Consider the following 15,631-nt stretch of genomic DNA (forward strand, 5'->3'; position numbering starts at 1 on the left):
CGTTGACGTTTCCAGCCGTTGATTATCGATGAAAAACAGGTCAAGTCAACAGTTCCGTTATCGCCGGCCTACAATTTTCCGTGCGGCCCCGCACCGGCTATCCGCCGCGCGCCGTCTTGCCCGCGCCGCCGCCGCCTGATTTAACCATGCGAAACAGGGGAGACCGACCATGAACGAAATGCCGCCGGGAATCACCAGGGCCGACGAGGGGATCGGCGGCGTGGTCTGGAACGTCCTCGGCCAGACCTACACGCTGAAGCAGGAGTCGGAGCATTCGATGGCCTGGCACGCGGTCTTCCCGCCCGGCACCTTCGTCCCCCCGCACATCCACCCGACGCAGGACGAATTCATCTACATGCTGGAGGGAAAATTCGATCTCTGGCTCGACGGGCAGGATCTGTCGGCCGGCCCCGGCGACCTGGTCCGTATGCCGATGAACAGGCCGCACGGCATCTTCAACCGTTCAGATGCCGACGTGAAATGCGTGTTCTGGGTCGCCCCCAGCCGCTCGCTGCGCGCCCTGTTCGAGCGCATCCACAACCTCGCCGACCCCGCCGAGGTCGTCCGCATCGCGGCCGAGCACGAGGTCCATTTCCTGCCACCGGGCTGAACCCGCCATGCGCGTGCTCATCGCCGGCGGCGGCATCGGCGGGGTCACCCTCGCCCTCATGCTGCACCGACGCGGCATCGAGTGCCAGGTGCTGGAGGCCGCGCCGGCAATCCGCCCGCTCGGCGTCGGCATCAACATCCTGCCGCACGCCGTCCGCGAACTCGCCGCCCTCGGCCTGCTGCCCGCGCTCGACGAAATCGGCCTGCGCACCCGCGCGCTCTCCTACCTCAACCATCGCGGCCAGGTGATCTGGACCGAGACGCGCGGCCTGCACGCCGGCCACGACGTGCCGCAATTCTCCATCCATCGCGGCAAGCTGCAGGACATGCTCTGGCGCGCCGCGCGCGAGCGGCTGGGGGAGGGGGCCCTGCGCCCGGATGCGCGCGTCGCCGCCGCCGCCGAGGCGGATGGCGCGGTGGCGGTCACGCTCACCAACGCCGCCGGCGCCCGCGAGACGATCGCCGGCGACGCGCTGATCGGCGCCGACGGCATCCACTCCACCCTGCGCCCGCTCCTGCTCGGCGCCGACCCGCCGATGCGCTGGAACGGCATCCAGATGTGGCGCGGCGCGCTCGACTGGCCGGCCTTCGGCACCGGCGACGAGATGATCATCGCCGGCAACGCCACCGCCAAGCTAGTCTTCTACCCGATCGGCCAGCCCGCCGCCAACGGCACCCGGCTGACCAACTGGGTCGTCTATGCCCGCACCGGCGCCGAGGGCACGCCGCCGCCCGCGCGCGAAAGCTGGTCGCGCCGCGGCGCCTGGGAGGAGTTCGCCCCGCTGGTCGCCGGCTTCGCGCTGCCCTTCGTCGATGTCGGGCGCCTCGCCCGCGCCACCAGCGAAATCTTCCTCTACCCGATGTGCGACCGCGATCCGCTGGAGCGCTGGACGCGGGGGCGCATCACCCTCCTCGGCGACGCCGCGCACGCGATGTATCCGGTCGGCTCGAACGGCGCCTCGCAGGCGATCCTCGACGCGCGCTGCCTCGCCGATACTCTCGCCGAAAGCGCCGACATCCCCGCCGCGCTCGCCGCCTACGAGGCCGAGCGCCGCCCCGCGACCGCCGCCGTCGTGCGCTCGAACCGCGTCGGCGGCCCCGAGCGCGTCATCGACCTCGTCGCCGCCCGCGCCCCCGACGGCTTCGCCCGGATCGGCGACGTCGCCCGCCCCGACGAGCTGGAGGCCATCGTCCGCGGCTACGCCACGCTCGCCGGCTTCGCGGCGCCGCAACCCGGCGCCAGCGCGCCATGACCGAACCGTCCGACCCCGTCTTCCAGTATCTCGCCGGGCAGATGCGCCCCGGCCATCCGGCGCTGATCGAGGCCTTCCTGCGCGAGGGCGAGGCCGCCATCGCCGCCCGCGCGCCGCGGCTCGACATCCCCTACGGCCCGCATGAGCGCGAACGCTTCGACCTCTTCGCCGCCCCCGGTGCCGCGGCGACCCTGCTCTACCTGCACGCCGGCTACTGGCAGGGGCGCGACAAGGCGCAGTTCCGCTTCCTCGCGCCGCCCTTCGTCGATGCCAGTTTCAACGTCGCGCTGGCGAACTACCCGCTCTGCCCCGATGCCAGCCTCGCCGCGCTGACCGACTCCGTGCGCCGCGCCGTCCCCGCCGTCCTGCGCGCCGCCGGCACCGGCGGCCTCGTCGCCATCGGCCATTCCGCCGGCGCCCATCTCGCCGCCGAACTCGCGCTGACCGACTGGGACGGGCCGAGCCCGATCACCGCCGTCGTCGGCCTCAGCGGCGTCTACGATCTCGATCCGCTGCGCGCCACACCGCTGAACGACCGCCTCGGGCTCGACGCCGCCGCCGCCCGCGCCGCCTCGCCGGTGCATCGCGTGAAGCCGCGCATGCCGCCGGCGATCTTCGCCGTCGGCGGCGACGAAACCCCGGCCTTCCGGGCGCAGACCGGCGCGATGCACGCGGCCTGGCGCGCCGCCGGCAACATCGCCCGCGAGATCATCGTTCCCGGTGCCGATCATTTCTCTCTCCTGCGCCACCTGGCCGATCCCGCGTCGCCGCTCTTCGCCGCCATCGCCCCGCTCGCCGCCCCGCGCCGCTGATCCGCCCCGCCGCGCAATGATCGAGATCAATGCGCCGCCCGCCGTCCCCTGTCGTCTTTCCGGCCTCATGCTTTCGGGGAATGTCCAATGATGAGAGCCGATCTCCTGGCCGAGGCGCCACCAGCCGATGATGGCCGCGCGCCCTGGTCTCACGCCGAATTCGAGGCGAAGCTGCGCGAGGCCGGCAGCGCCTACCACATCCACCATCCGTTCAACGTGATGCTCAACACCGGCAAGGCGACGCCGGAGCAGATCCGCATGTGGGTCGCCAACCGCTTCTATTACCAGATCGCGATCCCGGTGAAGGACGCGGCGATCCTCTCCAACTGCCCCGACCGCGAGATCCGCCGCGGCTGGATCCGCCGCCTCCTCGACCATGACGGGTTCGACTACGAACTGCCCGACGGCTCGCGCCTGCGCGACGAGGGCGGCATCGAGGCCTGGCTCCGCCTCGGCATCGCCACCGGCCTCGCGCGCGAGGAGATGCTCGACCTGCGCCACCTCTTGCCCGGCGTGCGCTTCGCGGTCGACGCCTATGTCAATTTCGCCCGCCGCGCGCCCTGGCAGGAGGCCGTCTGCTCCTCGCTGACCGAGCTTTTCGCCCCCGACATCCACCGCCAGCGCCTCGCCACCTGGCCCGGCCACTATCCCTGGATCGAGAGCGAGGGGCTCGACTACTTCCGCAACCGCACCAGCCAGGCCCCGCGCGACGTCGTCCACGGCCTGCGGATCACGCTCGCCCATTTCGCGACCCGGCCGATGCAGGAGCGCGCCCTGCAGATCCTCAAGTTCAAGCTGGACATTCTGTGGACGATGAACGACGAGATGGGACGACATTACGGCGTCGCCGCCTGACCGCCCGGGTCCACCGCCCGGCGCCGGCCGCGCCGCCCGCCCGCAAGCCAGCCGGAGACCGTGCAGATGCCGAGCGACAGGCCCCACAACCTCGCGGACAGGGTCCGCCTGCGCGCCGAGGCGCTGCTCGCCGCCGGCTGGGGCCGGCTGACCAAGGTCACGTTCGACTGGCGCCGTTCCGACGGCCGCTGGCAGACCCTCACCCGCGAGGTCTACGACGTCGGCAACGGCGCGGCGATCCTGCTCTACGATCCCGCCCGCCGCACCGTCGTCCTGGTCCGGCAGTTCCGCTATCCCGCCTTCGCCGAGAGCGGCGACGGCCTCGTGCTCGAAGCCATCGCCGGCAAGCTCGACGCCGCCCACCCCGAGGCCCGCATCATCGCCGAGACCGAGGAGGAAACCGGCTACCGCATCGCCGGCATCCGCCCCGTCTTCAGCGCCTACATGAGCCCCGGCGCGCTCACCGAGAAACTCTTCTTCTTCGTCGCCCGCTACACCCCGGCCGACCGCGTCGCCCCCGGCGGCGGCTGCCCCGAGGAGGGCGAGGACATCGAGACCGTCGAACTCGACATCGACGACGCGCTGCGCCGCATCGAAACCGGCGAGATCCACGACGCCAAGGCGATCATGCTGCTGCACTACGCCGCCCTGCACCTCTTCCCGCCCGCCGCCCCGCGCCAGGAGCCCTCGCCATGACCCGCCCGTTCCGCCTCGTCGACGTGTTCGGCACCGCCCCCTTCACCGGCAACCCGCTCGCCGTGATCGCCGATGCCGACGGCCTGTCCACCGCCGAGATGCAGGCGATCACACGCTGGCTCAACCTGTCGGAAACCACCTTCCTGCTCCCGCCCACCGACCCCGCCGCCGATTACCGCGTCCGCATCTTTTCCCTCTCGCGCGAACTCCCCTTCGCCGGCCACCCCACGCTCGGCACCGCCCATGCCTGGGCGGAGGCGGGCGGCGTCCCGAAGTGGAACGGCGTCATCGTGCAGGAATGCGGCGCCGGCCTCGTCACCATCCGCCGCGATGCCGACCGTCTCGCCTTCGCCGCGCCGCCGCTGCTGCGCGGCGGCCCGCCGGACGAGGCGGACATCGCCGAGGTTGCCGCCGTGCTGCGCATCGACCGCGCCGCCATCGTCGATGCCGCCTGGGTGGACAACGGCCCCGGCTGGATCTGCGCGATGCTCGCCTCCGCCGCCGAGGTGCTGGCGATCGAACCGGCGCGCCACCATGGCCGGCCCATCGATATCGGCGTGGTCGGCCCGCACGAACCCGGCGGTGCCGCCGCGTTCGAGATCCGCGCCCTTTTCACCAACCCGGAAGGCGTGCTGGTCGAGGACCCGGTCACCGGCAGCCTCAACGCCTCGGTCGGCCAGTGGCTGTTCGCCAGCGGCCGTGCGAATGGCGCCTATGTCGCGGCGCAGGGCACCCGGCTCGGCCGCGCCGGCCGCGTCCATGTCGAGCAGGACGCGGCGGGCCAGGTCTGGGTCGGCGGCGCCGTCCGCACCCTGTTCGCCGGCCACGCCCTCTGACCCGCCCGGCGTCTGCGCCGGGTTGATCCATGTCCCCGCCCGGCGCCCGCGCCGGGTTGATCCATGTCCCCGCCCGGCGCTTGCGCCGGGTTGATCCATGTCATTGTCCGCGCCGCCGTCCGGCGGCAGGTTCGGAACCGTCCGGTAACGAAACCTTGCCGGCCTCTCGCGGAGGAGCGCGGCCCCGATGTGTCTCGGTATCCCCATGCAGGTCGTGGCGATCGACGGTTTCAACGCCGTCTGCGAGGCCCAGGGCGTGCGCCGCACCGTCAGCCTGTTCATGCTCGGCGCCGGCGAGGTCGCCCCCGGCGACCATGTCATGGTCCATGTCGGCTACGCGCTGCGGAAAATGACCGAGGGCGAGGCCCGCTCCGCCTGGGAGCTGCTCGCCGTCCTTGGCGAGGCCGCGCCGTGAGCGCGGGGCGGCGATGAGCGGCGAGGCCGAGGCCCGGCTCTGGCTCGGCCGCATCCGCGCCCTGCCGCCGGGCCCGCCGGTCGCCATCATGAATGTCTGCGGCGGGCATGAGCGCAGCCTCAGCATGCTCGGCCTGCGCGCCCTCCTGCCGGAGGGTGTGCGCATCATCCCCGGCCCCGGCTGCCCGGTCTGCGTCTGCCCCGAGGAAGACCTCGCCGACGCGATCGCCCTGGCGATGGCCGGCGGCGTCACCCTCGTCGCCTTCGGCGACATGCTGCGCGTGCCGATCAACGCGCCGAAGGGCGAGGTCGCCTCGCTCGCCGCCGCCCGCGCCGCCGGCGCGGATGTGCGCCCCATCGCCGCGCCGCAGGACGCGGTGGCGATCGCCCGCGCCGCGCCGAGCCGCCCGGTCGTCTTCTTCGTCGCCGGCTTCGAGACGACGACGGCGCCGGTCGCCGCCATGCTGGCCGAGGGCGTGCCGGACAATCTCTCGGTCCTGCTCGCGGCACGGCTCACCTGGCCCGCCGTCGCCATGCTGCTCGCCGAGGAGGACAACGCGCTGGACGCCCTGGTCGCCCCCGGCCACGTGGCGACGGTGATGGGTGCCGAGGAATGGCGCTTCGTCGCCGAGCGTCACGCCCTGCCGGTCGCGGTCGCCGGGTTCTCCGCCGAAAGCCTGCTGGCGGCGATCTATTCGGTCCTCCGCCAGAAGCGCGAGGGCAGGGCCTTCCTCGACAATTGCTATCCCGAGCTGGTCCGCCCGGAGGGCAACCCCACCGCCCGCCGCCTGCTCGACGAGGTGATGGAGGTGACCGACGCCGCCTGGCGCGGCATCGGCGTCATCCCCCGCTCCGGCTTCGCCCTGCGCGAAGGCTGGCGCGTGCACGACGCCCGCGCCCGCCACGTCATCGCCGCGCCGCCCCGCCGCCGCGCCGGCGAGATGCCGCCGGGCTGCGACTGCGCCAGCGTCGTCCTCGGCCGCCGCCAGCCCGACCAGTGCCGCCTCTACGGCCGGGCCTGCACGCCGCGCCACCCGGTCGGCCCCTGCATGGTCTCGGACGAAGGCGCCTGCCACATCTGGTGGCAGGCGGGCATTCGGGCGCACTGACCCGGTCCCGATGCCGGCCTTGCGGATCGAACTCGGCGGGCGGGTGCAGGGGGTCGGGTTCCGCCCCTTCGTCTACCGCCTCGCCCGGCGCCACGGCGTCTCCGGCTGGGTCCGCAACGGGCTCGGCACGGTGGAAATCCTCGCCGCCGCCGACCCCGCGATCCTCGACCGCTTCACCGCCGCCCTGCTGGCCGAGGCGCCGCCCACCGCCCGGCCCGGCCTGCTCGGCGTCACCCCGGTGGCCGAGGCGGTCGAACCCGGATTTTCCATCCGCGACAGCGCCGCCACCGAAGGCGCGCGTCCCGCGTTCCCGCCCGATCTCGCCCCCTGTCCCGACTGCCTGCGCGAACTCGCCGACCGGTCCGACCGCCGCGCCGGCTACCCGTTCATCAACTGCACCCAGTGCGGCCCGCGCTACAGCCTGATCCGCCGTCTGCCCTACGACCGCGCCAACACCGCGATGGCCGGCTTCCCGCTCTGCCCCGCCTGCCGCGCCGAATACGCCGACCCGCTGAACCGCCGCTTCCACGCCGAGCCGGTCGCCTGCCCCGATTGCGGCCCGTACTGCCGGTTCGAGGCCGCCGGCGCCCCGTCCGCCGCCGGCGAGGCCGCGCTCGCCGCCGGCCTCGCCGCCCTGCGTCGCGGCCTGATCGTCGCGGTGCGCGGCGTCGGCGGCTATCACCTGCTCTGCGACGCGGCGGACCAAGCCGCCGTCGCCGCCCTGCGCCACCGCAAGAGCCGGCCGGACAAGCCCTTCGCCGTGCTGTTCCCCGACGATGCGCGCACCCTCGATTCCTGCGTCGCCGCCGATGCCGCCGCGCGCGCCGCGCTGCGCGGCCCGGCCCGGCCCATCCTCCTGCTGCCCCGACGCCCCGGCGCGCCGCTGGCGCCCGCGATCGCGCCCGGCTTCGGCACCATCGGCGCCATGCTGGCCGACAGCCCGCTGCACCATCTGCTGGCCGAGGGCTTCGGCGCGCCCCTCGTCGCCACCTCCGCCAACCGCTCCGGCGAGCCGATGCTGACCGACCCGGACGCCGCCGCCGCCGCGCTCGCCGGCATCGCCGACGCCTTCCTCCATCACGACCGCCCGATCGAGCGCCCGGTCGATGACAGCGTGCTGCGGATCATCGACGGCGCGCCCCGCATCCTCCGCGCCGGGCGCGGCCTCTGCCCGATCGAGCGCACCCTGCCGTTCCGCCTCGCCGAGCCGGTGCTGGCCCTGGGCGGCCACATGAAATCGACCATCGCCCTCGGCTTCGCCGACCGGGTGGTGATCTCGCCGCATCTCGGCGATCTCGACGATCCCGCGGCCCTCGCCGGCCTCGCCCGCATGGCGGCCGACCTGCAATCCCTCTACGGAATCGCCCCGCGCCGCCTGCTGGTCGATGCCCATCCCGGCTATGCCAGCACCCGCTGGGCCCGCGCCGAGGCCCGCGCGCGCGGGCTCGACATCGTCCCGGTCTGGCACCACCACGCCCATGCCTCGGCCCTGGCCGGCGAGATGGCGCCCGGAGCGGCGCCGCTCCTCGTCCTCACCTGGGATGGCGTCGGCCTCGGCCCGGACGGCACGCTCTGGGGCGGCGAGGCGCTGCTCGGCCGCCCCGGCGCCTGGCGCCGCGTCGCCCGCTTCCGCCCGTTCCGCCTGCAAGGCGGCGACGCCGCCTCCCGCGCCCCCTGGCGCAGCGCCGCCGCGCTCTGCTGGGCGGCGGGGATCGACCCGCCCGCCGGCCTCCTGCCCGAACAGGGTGCCGGCATCGCCCGCGCCGCCTGGGCGCGCGATCTCAACTGCCATCGCACCGGCGCCGCCGGAAGGCTGTTCGATGCCGCCGCCGCCCTGCTCGGCCTCTGCCGTGTCGCCAGCTTCGAAGGGCAGGGGCCGGCCCTGCTCGAATCCCTGGCCGACACCGCGGACGACATCACCGGCCCCGCGCCCGGACTCCCCCTCGCCGACGCCGCGGACGGCGTGATCGAGGCCGACTGGTCCGCCGCCCTGCCGGCGCTGCTCGATGCGTCGGTCCCCGCCGCCCGCCGCGCCGCCGCCTTCCACGCCACGATGGCGGCGACCGCGCTGGCCATCGCGGAGACCGTCCGCCGCCGCCACGGCGTCGCCGCCATCGGCCTCGCCGGCGGCGTCTTCCAGAACCGGAACCTGGTCGAGCGCCTCGCCCCCGCCCTGCGCGCCGCCGGCTTCGCAACCCTGTTCGGCGAGGCGATCGCCTGCAACGATGCCGGGCTCAGCTTCGGCCAGATCATCGAATACGGAGGACGCGCGTGATCGAGGATACCCATGTCAGCCTTGCCCACGGCAATGGCGGCCGCCTGATGCGGGCGCTGATCGAGGAGGTGTTCGCCCGCCACCTCGCCGACCCCGCGCTCGACACCGGGGCCGACGCCGTGCCCGTCGCCCTGCCCGCGGGCGAGATCGTCGTCACCACCGACGGTTTCACCGTCCAGCCGCTCAGCTTTCCCGGCGGCGACATCGGCGCCCTCGCGGTGCACGGCACGGTGAACGACCTCGCCGTCGCCGGCGCCCGCCCGCTCTATCTCACCCTGGCCGCGCTGATCGAGGAGGGGCTGGAAATCGCCCGGCTGGAGCGCATCGTCGCCAGCCTCGCCGGCGCCGCCCGCGCCGCCGGCGTGCGCGTCGTCGCCGGCGATACCAAGGTCCTGCCGCGCGGGCAGGGCGGGGGGATCTATCTCGCCCTCACCGGCATCGGCGTCCGCCCGCCCGGCTGCGGCCTCGGCCTCGGCCGGATCGAGACCGGCGATGCCGTGCTGGTCAGCGGCCCGGTGGGCGATCACGGCATCGCGGTGATGCTGGCGCGCGAGGAATTCGGCCTCAGCGGCGATGTCGTGTCCGACGCCGCGAGCGTCCTGCCGCTCACCGCCGCCATCGCCGTCCTGCCCGGCCTGCGCTTCATGCGCGATCCCACGCGCGGCGGCCTCGCCACCGTCGCCCATGAAATCGCCCGCGGCGCCGGCCGCGCCGTCGAGCTCGACGAGGCGGCGATCCCGGTCCGCGGCACCACGCGCGCGGTCTGCGACATGCTCGGCTACGATCCGCTCTACCTCGCGAGCGAGGGCCGCGTCGTCGCCGTCGCCGCCCCGGCGGCGGCCGCCGCCATCCTCGCCGCCTGGCGCGCCTTGCCCGAAGGGGAGGGGGCCGCGATCATCGGCGCGATCGGCGCGGCCGCCCCGGCCGATGCCCCGGTTCTCCTGCGCACCCGCATCGGCGGCGCGCGGACCCTGCCCGAACTGGAATCCGACCCGCTGCCGCGGATCTGCTGAGCGGGATCAGCCCGCGAGCGTCGCGTCGATCGAGGCCAGCTCCCGCCGCAACGCCTCGCGCCGCGCCTGCATCGCCCCGTGCTGCGCCCGCCGCGCCCGCTCGCGCCCCTGGCGCAGCCAGTCCAGCCACGCGCCGAATCCCTCTCCCGTCGCCGCCGAGACCGCGAACGACCCGATGGCCGGATTCACCCGCAGCGCGCCGGCGAGGATCAGCTCCATGTCGCACGCCACATGCGGCAGCAGGTCGATCTTGTTGACCAGCATCAGGTCGGCGGCGTGGAACATGTGCGGATATTTCAGCGGCTTGTCCTCGCCCTCGGTCACCGAGAGAATGACGACCTTGTGCGCCTCGCCGAGGTCGAACCCCGCCGGGCAGACGAGGTTGCCGACATTCTCGATGAACAGGATCCCGCCCTCCAGCGCCGGCAGGTGCTCCAGCGCGTGGCCGACCATGTGCGCGTCGAGATGGCACGCCTTGCCGGTATTGATCTGCCAGGCCGGCGCCCCCGCCGCGCGGATCCGCTCGGCGTCGAACTCCGTCTGCTGGTCGCCCTCGATCACCGCGACCGGCATCTCCGCCTTCAGCGCCGCGACCGTCCGCACCAGCAGCGAGGTCTTGCCCGAGCCGGGGCTGGAGACGAGGTTGACGACGAAAATGCCCCGCTCGGCGAAATACGTCCGGTTGGCATCGGCATGGCGCTGGTTCGCCGCCATGATGTCCTGCTCCACCCGCACCATCCGCGCCGGCGCCAGCCCCGCCGCGTGCGCGTGCTCCGCCGCGTGGCCATGATCATGCCCGTGGTCGTGCCCGTGCCCATGCCCATGCCCATGCTCATGCTCATGCTCATGATGGTGTTCCCCGGTATCGCCGCAGCCGCATATGCCGCACATCATGTCACCTCGATCTGCCTGATCCTGATCTGCTTGCCGTCGAGCACCTGCAATTGCAGGCTGCCGCAATGCGGACACGGATCGCCGAAGCGCCGCAGCGTCACCGTGGTGCCGCATTGCATGCACCAGGCCCTGCCATCGACCTCGACGATGTCGAGCCGCGCGTCCTCCGCCAGCGTGCCGCGCGTGACGATGCCGAAATTGAACCGCATCGCCTCGCATTCCACCGCCGCCAGCGCGCCGATTTCCAGCTCCACCGCATGCACCCGGCTGAACGCGGCCGCCCCCGCCTGCGCCTCCAGCGCCTGCACCAGCCCCTCGCAGAGCGCCATCTCATGCATCGCGGTCCTCCGCGTCGAGCGGCAGGAACTGGTGGCGCTCGGCGTCGCAGTTCGGGCAATGCCACGACTCCGGCAGGTCGGCGAACGCCGTCCCCGGCGCGATCTGCCACACCTCGTCGCCCGCCGCCGGATCGTACACATGCCAGCAGATCCGGCACTCGTAGCGGGAAAGCTCGGCGGCCCCGCTCATGGATAGGCCGCCTCCAGCGCCCGCACGCGCGATGCGGATTCGGCGACGTCGTCCTGGGCGGCGCAGGCCACCGCCGGCACCGCGGCGATCTCCAGCGTGTTCAGGATCAGCGCGTCCGCCGCGTTGTAATATTGCACCCACCAGGTCCCGGCGAGGCGCGTGCTGCGGATCCGGCAGGTGCCATACCCGCCCGAGAGAATGATCGCCGGCCCCTCGCCGAGCGTGCGCACCAGCCAGGTCAGCTCCGCCTCGGCCAGCGGCAGCAGGCCGAGATTGATCACATGCGCCGCGCCGCCCGGCCGGAACGCGGCGCTGCGGGCGCGCAGCTCCGCCAGCACGTGCGGCGCGTTGACCATCTCCGGCGGAATCGCCTCCGGCGCCGGCAGCTCCATAAGCCCCCAGGAAGCTGCGGCGCGCGCCGCCACCACCGCCGGTATTGGCCCGATCTCCAGCCGGTCCAGCCGCCGCCCGGTCGCCGCATCGCGCGCCCGCAGCCGCCACAATCCGGTATAGGCCGTCTCGCCGATCTGCCATTCCGGCGCGCCCAGCACCAGCGCGCTCACCTCGCCATCGAGCAGGATCTCGTCGAGACTGGCGCAATCCGCCGCCGAGGCCTCGTCGAGCACGATCTGCCCCACCGCGGCGCCGGATGCCGCCGCCTCCAGCGCCGCGCCGATCCGCTGCAGCCAGGCCCGGCACCGCGCCCGCGCCGCCGGATCGTCGGGCAGCGAGGGCGCGCGGAACACATGCATCTCCGTCGGCAGCGCGAGATAGTCCGGTCCCGCCTCGGCGGTGCCGGATCGCGCGGGCAGGGCGAACGGGTCCATCGTCAGGCCTCCATCGCGGCGGCCGCCGGCGCGCCGATCCGGTCGAGCATCCCGCCGATCGCCTCCAGATACTCCGCCCAGCTCCGCATCCGCGCGACGCTGCCGATCATCGCCCCCTCATGCACCAGAACGAGCGTCGGGCGGACCACCACCCTGAACCGCGCCGCCGCCGCCCGCTCCCGGTCCGGGTCCACCATCGCGCAGCGGAACCGCCCCGCGAACGCCTTCGCAAGCTCCGGCACGATCACGGCGACATCGTCGATCTCCCGGTGCCGCGCCGGATCGCCGGTGAACAGGACCAGCGTCGTGCCCTCGGCCAGCGCCGCCTCCAGCCCGTCGCCGCCCAGCTCCCGCACGCCCTCCGCCGCCGCGAGCCGCGCCAGTGCCGCCGATCCCGCCATCACGATGCCTCCGCTATCTGCGCCGCCGGTCCGCCGAACGTCATCGCCACCGCGGCCGGGCCGAGCGGCTCCGCCTCCTCGCCGGCCGCGCGCGGCGCGAGCGCGAACCCCGCCCCGGCCAGATGCGCCCGCACGAGGTCCACCGCCTCGCCGATCCGCGCCGCCACCGGCGCCGACAGCCCGCCGCCATAGGTGTCGAGGTCGCAGGGCTGCACGCCGACCAGCACCATCCGCGCCGGCGCCCGCCCCGAAATCTGCGCCAGCGCCAGCACGTCCTGGAAACTCGTCTGGTGCAGGCTCAGCTTCTTTGCGGTCAGGTAGCGCGGCACATCGTCGTCGGCCGCCACCATCAGCGTCCCCGGCGCCAGCCCGAAATCCACCGCGTCGAGAATGACCAGAAGCCCGGCCTCGCCCACCACCGGCAGCAGCGCCAGCCCCTGCGTTCCGCCATCGACGAGGCGCACCTCCGGCCCGCACGTCCAGCCGGCATTCAGCGCCTCCACCGCGCGCACGCCGAACCCCTCGTCCGCCCAGAGCACGTTACCGATCCCGAGCACCGTCGCCCCGCGGCTCATTCCCGGTCGTCCTTGAAGAAGCGCCAGCCATTGATCATCGTGCTGATCATCGTCTGCCGCGACATGATGTCCTCCCGCACCGACATGTAGACATGGACCATCGCGAACAGGATCAGGTACCACATCGCCAGGTGATGCCACGTGTGCACCGCCTGGCTGTTGCCGAAGAGCGGCATCACCCAGCTCGTGAACAGCGCAAAGGCCCAGGTGCCATGGCCGGTCCCCTCGCCGAACAGCGCGAAGCCGGTGACGATCTGGAACAGCACGCCGAGCGTGAACATCGCGAACATCGCAAGCTGCGCCAGCGGATTATGCCCGATCTCCTTGCTCGTCTCGCGTTCGAGGAACAGGTACCAGCGGATCGTCCTGGCGAACTCGCGCCGCCACGACCGCCGCCAGACCGCGGGCGCGAAAATCTCCCGCGCATACCGGTTGCCGACGATCGCCCAGTAGATCCGCACCAGCATCGCCACCGCGAACACGTCGCCGGTGATGAAATGGATCGTGCGGATGTCGCCCATCAGGAAATGCTGGCTCGGCTGGCCGACCTGCAACGGCCACAGCGGATCGGCGATCAGGAATCCGGTGATCGACAAAATCACGATCGACAGCGCCATCACCCAGTGCCAGATCCGCACCGGCAGCTCGTACACATAGACCGGCGCGCTCACCCGCCTCGCCGTCGCCCCCTGCGCGAGATCCGTAGGCGTCGTCTGCGTGTCTGCCGTCATGGCACGATCCCCGATCCTGTTTCCGACGATCCCTCAGAGCACCTGCACGCGCACCAGCTCGCCGCCATCCGGCGCCATCACATGCGTCGAGCAGGCGAGGCACGGATCGAAACTGTGCAGCGTGCGCAGGATCTCCAGCGGCTGCTCGGCATTGGCGAGCGGCGTGTTGAGCAGCGCCGCCTCGAAGGCGCCGATATTGCCGGCCGGGTCGCGCGGCGAGCCGTTCCACGTCGTCGGCACCACCGCCTGATAGGCCTCGATTTTTCCGTTGCGGATATGAATCCAGTGCCCGAGCGCCCCGCGCGGCGCCTCCACCAGCCCCACGCCCTTCGCCTCCGCCGGCCAGCTCGCCGGCTCCCATTTCGCCGTGCTCGCGGTGGCGAGATCGCCGGCCTTGAGATTGTCCATCAGCTGGTCGTGCAGCCGGCGCATCGCATGCGCCGCCCACGAGGCTTCCAGCCCCCGCGCGGCGGTGCGGCCGAGTGTGGTGAACAGCGCCTCGAAGGGCAGGCCGAGATCCTTCAGCAGCCGGTCGACCGGCTCCTTGAATTCCGCCATCCCCCTGGCATAGCCGATGGTGAAGCGCGAAAGCGGCCCCACCTCCATCGCATGGCCGCGCCAGCGCGGCGCCTTGATGAAGGAGTATTTCTCCGATTCATCGAGCTGGCGGATATCCGTCCTGGTGCCGACGGTCTTGGCCCCGAGCCGGAAATCCGGATCGGTGATCCCCGACCACGGGTGCAGGCCCACGGACTCGTTCGGGTATTTGTACCAGGAATGATCGACGAATTCCTGGATCTGCCCCGGGTCGCGCGCATCCACCTCGTGAATTTCGGCGAGGTTGCCGTTGACGATCGCGCCGCGCGGAATCATCAGGTTCCGGTCCGTCCACGCGTTCGCCTCGAACGGGAACTCGCCGTACGACATCACGTTGCGCCCCGCCAGCCCGCGCCCGTACTGCCAGGTCTTGTAGAACGAGGCGATGGCCTTCAGGTCCGGAATATAGACCTGGTCGATGAACGCGATGGTCTGGTCGATGATCGACGACACCAGATTGAGCTGCACCATGTTCACCGGCGCGCCGGCGGCGAGCGGACCGTCGAGATTGATCGCGCAGGCCATCCCGCCGACCAGCCAGTTCGGATGCGGGTTCTTGCCGCCGAACACGGTATGGATCTTGACGATCTCGCGCTGGAAATCGAGCGCCTCCAGATAGTGCGACACCGCCATCAGGTTCGCCTCGGGCGGCAGCTTGTAGGCCGGGTTGCCCCAGTAGCCGTTCATGAACGGCCCGAGCTGGCCCGAGTCCACGAATTTCTGCAACCGCGTCTGCACGTCGCGGAAATAGCCCGGCGAGGAATTCGGCCACGGCGAGATCGACTGCGCCAGCGCGCTCGTCGCCTTCGGGTCGGCCTTCAGCGCGCTCACCACGTCCACCCAGTCCAGCGCGTGCAGGTGGTAGAAATGCACGAGATGATCCTGCGCCCAGAGCGAGGCGGTGATCAGGTTGCGGATCGTGTTGGCGTTGGCCGGAATCCGGATTCCCAGCGCGTCCTCCACCGTCCGCACCGAGGCGAGCGCATGCACCCCGGTGCACACGCCGCAGATCCGCTCGCAGAACGCCCAGGCATCCCGCGGGTCGCGCCCCTTCAGGATCACCTCCAGCCCGCGCCACATCGTCCCCGAGGAGACCGCGTTGCGGATCACGTTGTTCTCGTCGAGATTCACCTCGCAGCGCATGTGCCCCTCGATCCGCGTCACCGGATCGACCACCATGCGCTTGCCGCCCGCATCGAGCGTGAA

The 15,631-nt window shown here is 72.4% G+C and carries 18 protein-coding genes; 10 read left to right on the forward strand and 8 right to left on the reverse strand.

Annotation, left to right across the window (positions count from 1 at the left end; all coding sequences use genetic code 11):
• Window positions 1-169 precede the first annotated feature (169 nt).
• The 10 genes from ACRY_RS04065 (at window position 170) to hypE (ending at window position 9,872) form a co-directional block, all read left to right on the forward strand.
• Entirely contained in the window at window positions 170-610 is a 441-nt protein-coding gene (locus ACRY_RS04065) for a cupin domain-containing protein (protein ID WP_007423909.1), read from the forward strand.
• A 7-nt stretch (window positions 611-617) separates the two neighbouring features.
• Window positions 618-1,862 carry a flavin-dependent oxidoreductase gene (locus ACRY_RS04070; RefSeq protein ID WP_011941444.1) on the forward strand — a complete coding sequence of 415 codons (1,245 nt, stop codon included), beginning with the start codon at window positions 618-620 and terminating at the stop codon, window positions 1,860-1,862.
• Window positions 1,859-2,674 (forward strand): alpha/beta hydrolase, encoded by an 816-nt coding sequence (locus ACRY_RS04075; RefSeq protein WP_011941445.1) that lies wholly within the window; start codon window positions 1,859-1,861, stop codon window positions 2,672-2,674. Before ACRY_RS04070 ends, ACRY_RS04075 begins: the two co-directional genes overlap by 4 nt.
• Before the next feature lie 87 nt (window positions 2,675-2,761).
• Window positions 2,762-3,529, forward strand: a complete 768-nt coding sequence (gene pqqC / locus ACRY_RS04080; protein ID WP_007424114.1) for a pyrroloquinoline-quinone synthase PqqC — start codon at window positions 2,762-2,764, stop codon at window positions 3,527-3,529.
• 66 nt (window positions 3,530-3,595) lie between these two features.
• Entirely contained in the window at window positions 3,596-4,225 is a 630-nt protein-coding gene (locus tag ACRY_RS04085) for an NUDIX domain-containing protein (RefSeq protein ID WP_011941446.1), read from the forward strand.
• Window positions 4,222-5,061: a PhzF family phenazine biosynthesis protein gene (locus ACRY_RS04090; protein WP_011941447.1), complete on the forward strand. Its 840-nt coding sequence runs from the start codon at window positions 4,222-4,224 to the stop codon at window positions 5,059-5,061. Before ACRY_RS04085 ends, ACRY_RS04090 begins: the two co-directional genes overlap by 4 nt.
• Window positions 5,062-5,248: 187 nt before the next feature.
• A complete protein-coding gene (locus ACRY_RS04095) occupies window positions 5,249-5,476 on the forward strand; it encodes a HypC/HybG/HupF family hydrogenase formation chaperone (protein WP_011941448.1) in 228 nt (75 codons plus the stop codon).
• Entirely contained in the window at window positions 5,457-6,584 is a 1,128-nt protein-coding gene (hypD, locus tag ACRY_RS04100; protein ID WP_231295332.1) for a hydrogenase formation protein HypD, read from the forward strand. The genes ACRY_RS04095 and hypD overlap by 20 nt, the downstream gene beginning before the upstream one ends.
• Window positions 6,585-6,594: 10 nt before the next feature.
• Window positions 6,595-8,859, forward strand: a complete 2,265-nt coding sequence (gene hypF, locus ACRY_RS04105) for a carbamoyltransferase HypF (RefSeq protein ID WP_011941450.1) — start codon at window positions 6,595-6,597, stop codon at window positions 8,857-8,859.
• The gene (gene hypE, locus ACRY_RS04110) at window positions 8,856-9,872 is read left to right on the forward strand and encodes a hydrogenase expression/formation protein HypE (RefSeq protein WP_011941451.1); all 1,017 of its coding nucleotides are present in this window, start codon (window positions 8,856-8,858) and stop codon (window positions 9,870-9,872) included. Before hypF ends, hypE begins: the two co-directional genes overlap by 4 nt.
• 6 nt (window positions 9,873-9,878) lie before the next feature.
• Here the strand turns inward: hypE and hypB are convergent, their stop codons facing one another.
• From hypB to ACRY_RS04150, 8 genes are read right to left on the reverse strand one after another with little or no spacing between them, the layout of a single operon-like run.
• Window positions 9,879-10,766 carry a hydrogenase nickel incorporation protein HypB gene (gene hypB / locus ACRY_RS04115; RefSeq protein WP_043509039.1) on the reverse strand — a complete coding sequence of 296 codons (888 nt, stop codon included), beginning with the start codon at window positions 10,764-10,766 and terminating at the stop codon, window positions 9,879-9,881.
• A complete protein-coding gene (gene hypA, locus ACRY_RS04120; RefSeq protein WP_011941453.1) occupies window positions 10,763-11,104 on the reverse strand; it encodes a hydrogenase maturation nickel metallochaperone HypA in 342 nt (113 codons plus the stop codon). The genes hypB and hypA overlap by 4 nt, the downstream gene beginning before the upstream one ends.
• Window positions 11,097-11,294, reverse strand: a complete 198-nt coding sequence (locus ACRY_RS04125) for a rubredoxin (protein WP_011941454.1) — start codon at window positions 11,292-11,294, stop codon at window positions 11,097-11,099. The genes hypA and ACRY_RS04125 overlap by 8 nt, the downstream gene beginning before the upstream one ends.
• Window positions 11,291-12,121 (reverse strand): hydrogenase expression/formation protein, encoded by an 831-nt coding sequence (locus ACRY_RS04130; RefSeq protein WP_011941455.1) that lies wholly within the window; start codon window positions 12,119-12,121, stop codon window positions 11,291-11,293. Before ACRY_RS04130 ends, ACRY_RS04125 begins: the two co-directional genes overlap by 4 nt.
• Window positions 12,122-12,123: 2 nt before the next feature.
• A complete protein-coding gene (locus tag ACRY_RS04135; RefSeq protein WP_011941456.1) occupies window positions 12,124-12,522 on the reverse strand; it encodes a hydrogenase in 399 nt (132 codons plus the stop codon).
• A complete protein-coding gene (locus tag ACRY_RS04140; protein WP_011941457.1) occupies window positions 12,522-13,097 on the reverse strand; it encodes a HyaD/HybD family hydrogenase maturation endopeptidase in 576 nt (191 codons plus the stop codon). The genes ACRY_RS04135 and ACRY_RS04140 overlap by 1 nt, the downstream gene beginning before the upstream one ends.
• The gene (gene cybH / locus ACRY_RS04145) at window positions 13,094-13,828 is read right to left on the reverse strand and encodes a Ni/Fe-hydrogenase, b-type cytochrome subunit (RefSeq protein ID WP_011941458.1); all 735 of its coding nucleotides are present in this window, start codon (window positions 13,826-13,828) and stop codon (window positions 13,094-13,096) included. The genes ACRY_RS04140 and cybH overlap by 4 nt, the downstream gene beginning before the upstream one ends.
• Before the next feature lie 33 nt (window positions 13,829-13,861).
• The gene (locus ACRY_RS04150; RefSeq protein ID WP_249296427.1) at window positions 13,862-15,604 is read right to left on the reverse strand and encodes a nickel-dependent hydrogenase large subunit; all 1,743 of its coding nucleotides are present in this window, start codon (window positions 15,602-15,604) and stop codon (window positions 13,862-13,864) included.
• Between the last annotated feature and the right edge of the window lie 27 nt (window positions 15,605-15,631).

It is taken from the genome of Acidiphilium cryptum JF-5, assembly GCF_000016725.1.
GTDB classification, from domain to species: Bacteria; Pseudomonadota; Alphaproteobacteria; order Acetobacterales; family Acetobacteraceae; genus Acidiphilium; species Acidiphilium multivorum.

Excerpts from the sequence above, each read along its gene's own strand:
- ACRY_RS04130 (WP_011941455.1), bottom strand. The coding sequence starts at position 12,121 with ATGGACCCGTTCGCCCTGCCCGCGCGATCCGGCACCGCCGAGGCGGGA.
- ACRY_RS04070 (WP_011941444.1), top strand. The coding sequence starts at position 618 with ATGCGCGTGCTCATCGCCGGCGGCGGCATCGGCGGGGTCACCCTCGCC.
- ACRY_RS04090 (WP_011941447.1), top strand. The coding sequence starts at position 4,222 with ATGACCCGCCCGTTCCGCCTCGTCGACGTGTTCGGCACCGCCCCCTTC.
- ACRY_RS04135 (WP_011941456.1), bottom strand. The coding sequence starts at position 12,522 with ATGGCGGGATCGGCGGCACTGGCGCGGCTCGCGGCGGCGGAGGGCGTG.
- ACRY_RS04085 (WP_011941446.1), top strand. The coding sequence starts at position 3,596 with ATGCCGAGCGACAGGCCCCACAACCTCGCGGACAGGGTCCGCCTGCGC.
- ACRY_RS04075 (WP_011941445.1), top strand. The coding sequence starts at position 1,859 with ATGACCGAACCGTCCGACCCCGTCTTCCAGTATCTCGCCGGGCAGATG.
- hypA (WP_011941453.1), bottom strand. The coding sequence starts at position 11,104 with ATGCATGAGATGGCGCTCTGCGAGGGGCTGGTGCAGGCGCTGGAGGCG.
- cybH (WP_011941458.1), bottom strand. The coding sequence starts at position 13,828 with ATGACGGCAGACACGCAGACGACGCCTACGGATCTCGCGCAGGGGGCG.
- pqqC (WP_007424114.1), top strand. The coding sequence starts at position 2,762 with ATGATGAGAGCCGATCTCCTGGCCGAGGCGCCACCAGCCGATGATGGC.
- ACRY_RS04065 (WP_007423909.1), top strand. The coding sequence starts at position 170 with ATGAACGAAATGCCGCCGGGAATCACCAGGGCCGACGAGGGGATCGGC.
- ACRY_RS04150 (WP_249296427.1), bottom strand. The coding sequence starts at position 15,604 with ATGGTGGTCGATCCGGTGACGCGGATCGAGGGGCACATGCGCTGCGAG.
- ACRY_RS04140 (WP_011941457.1), bottom strand. The coding sequence starts at position 13,097 with ATGAGCCGCGGGGCGACGGTGCTCGGGATCGGTAACGTGCTCTGGGCG.
- ACRY_RS04095 (WP_011941448.1), top strand. The coding sequence starts at position 5,249 with ATGTGTCTCGGTATCCCCATGCAGGTCGTGGCGATCGACGGTTTCAAC.
- hypB (WP_043509039.1), bottom strand. The coding sequence starts at position 10,766 with ATGATGTGCGGCATATGCGGCTGCGGCGATACCGGGGAACACCATCAT.
- ACRY_RS04125 (WP_011941454.1), bottom strand. The coding sequence starts at position 11,294 with ATGAGCGGGGCCGCCGAGCTTTCCCGCTACGAGTGCCGGATCTGCTGG.
- hypF (WP_011941450.1), top strand. The coding sequence starts at position 6,595 with ATGCCGGCCTTGCGGATCGAACTCGGCGGGCGGGTGCAGGGGGTCGGG.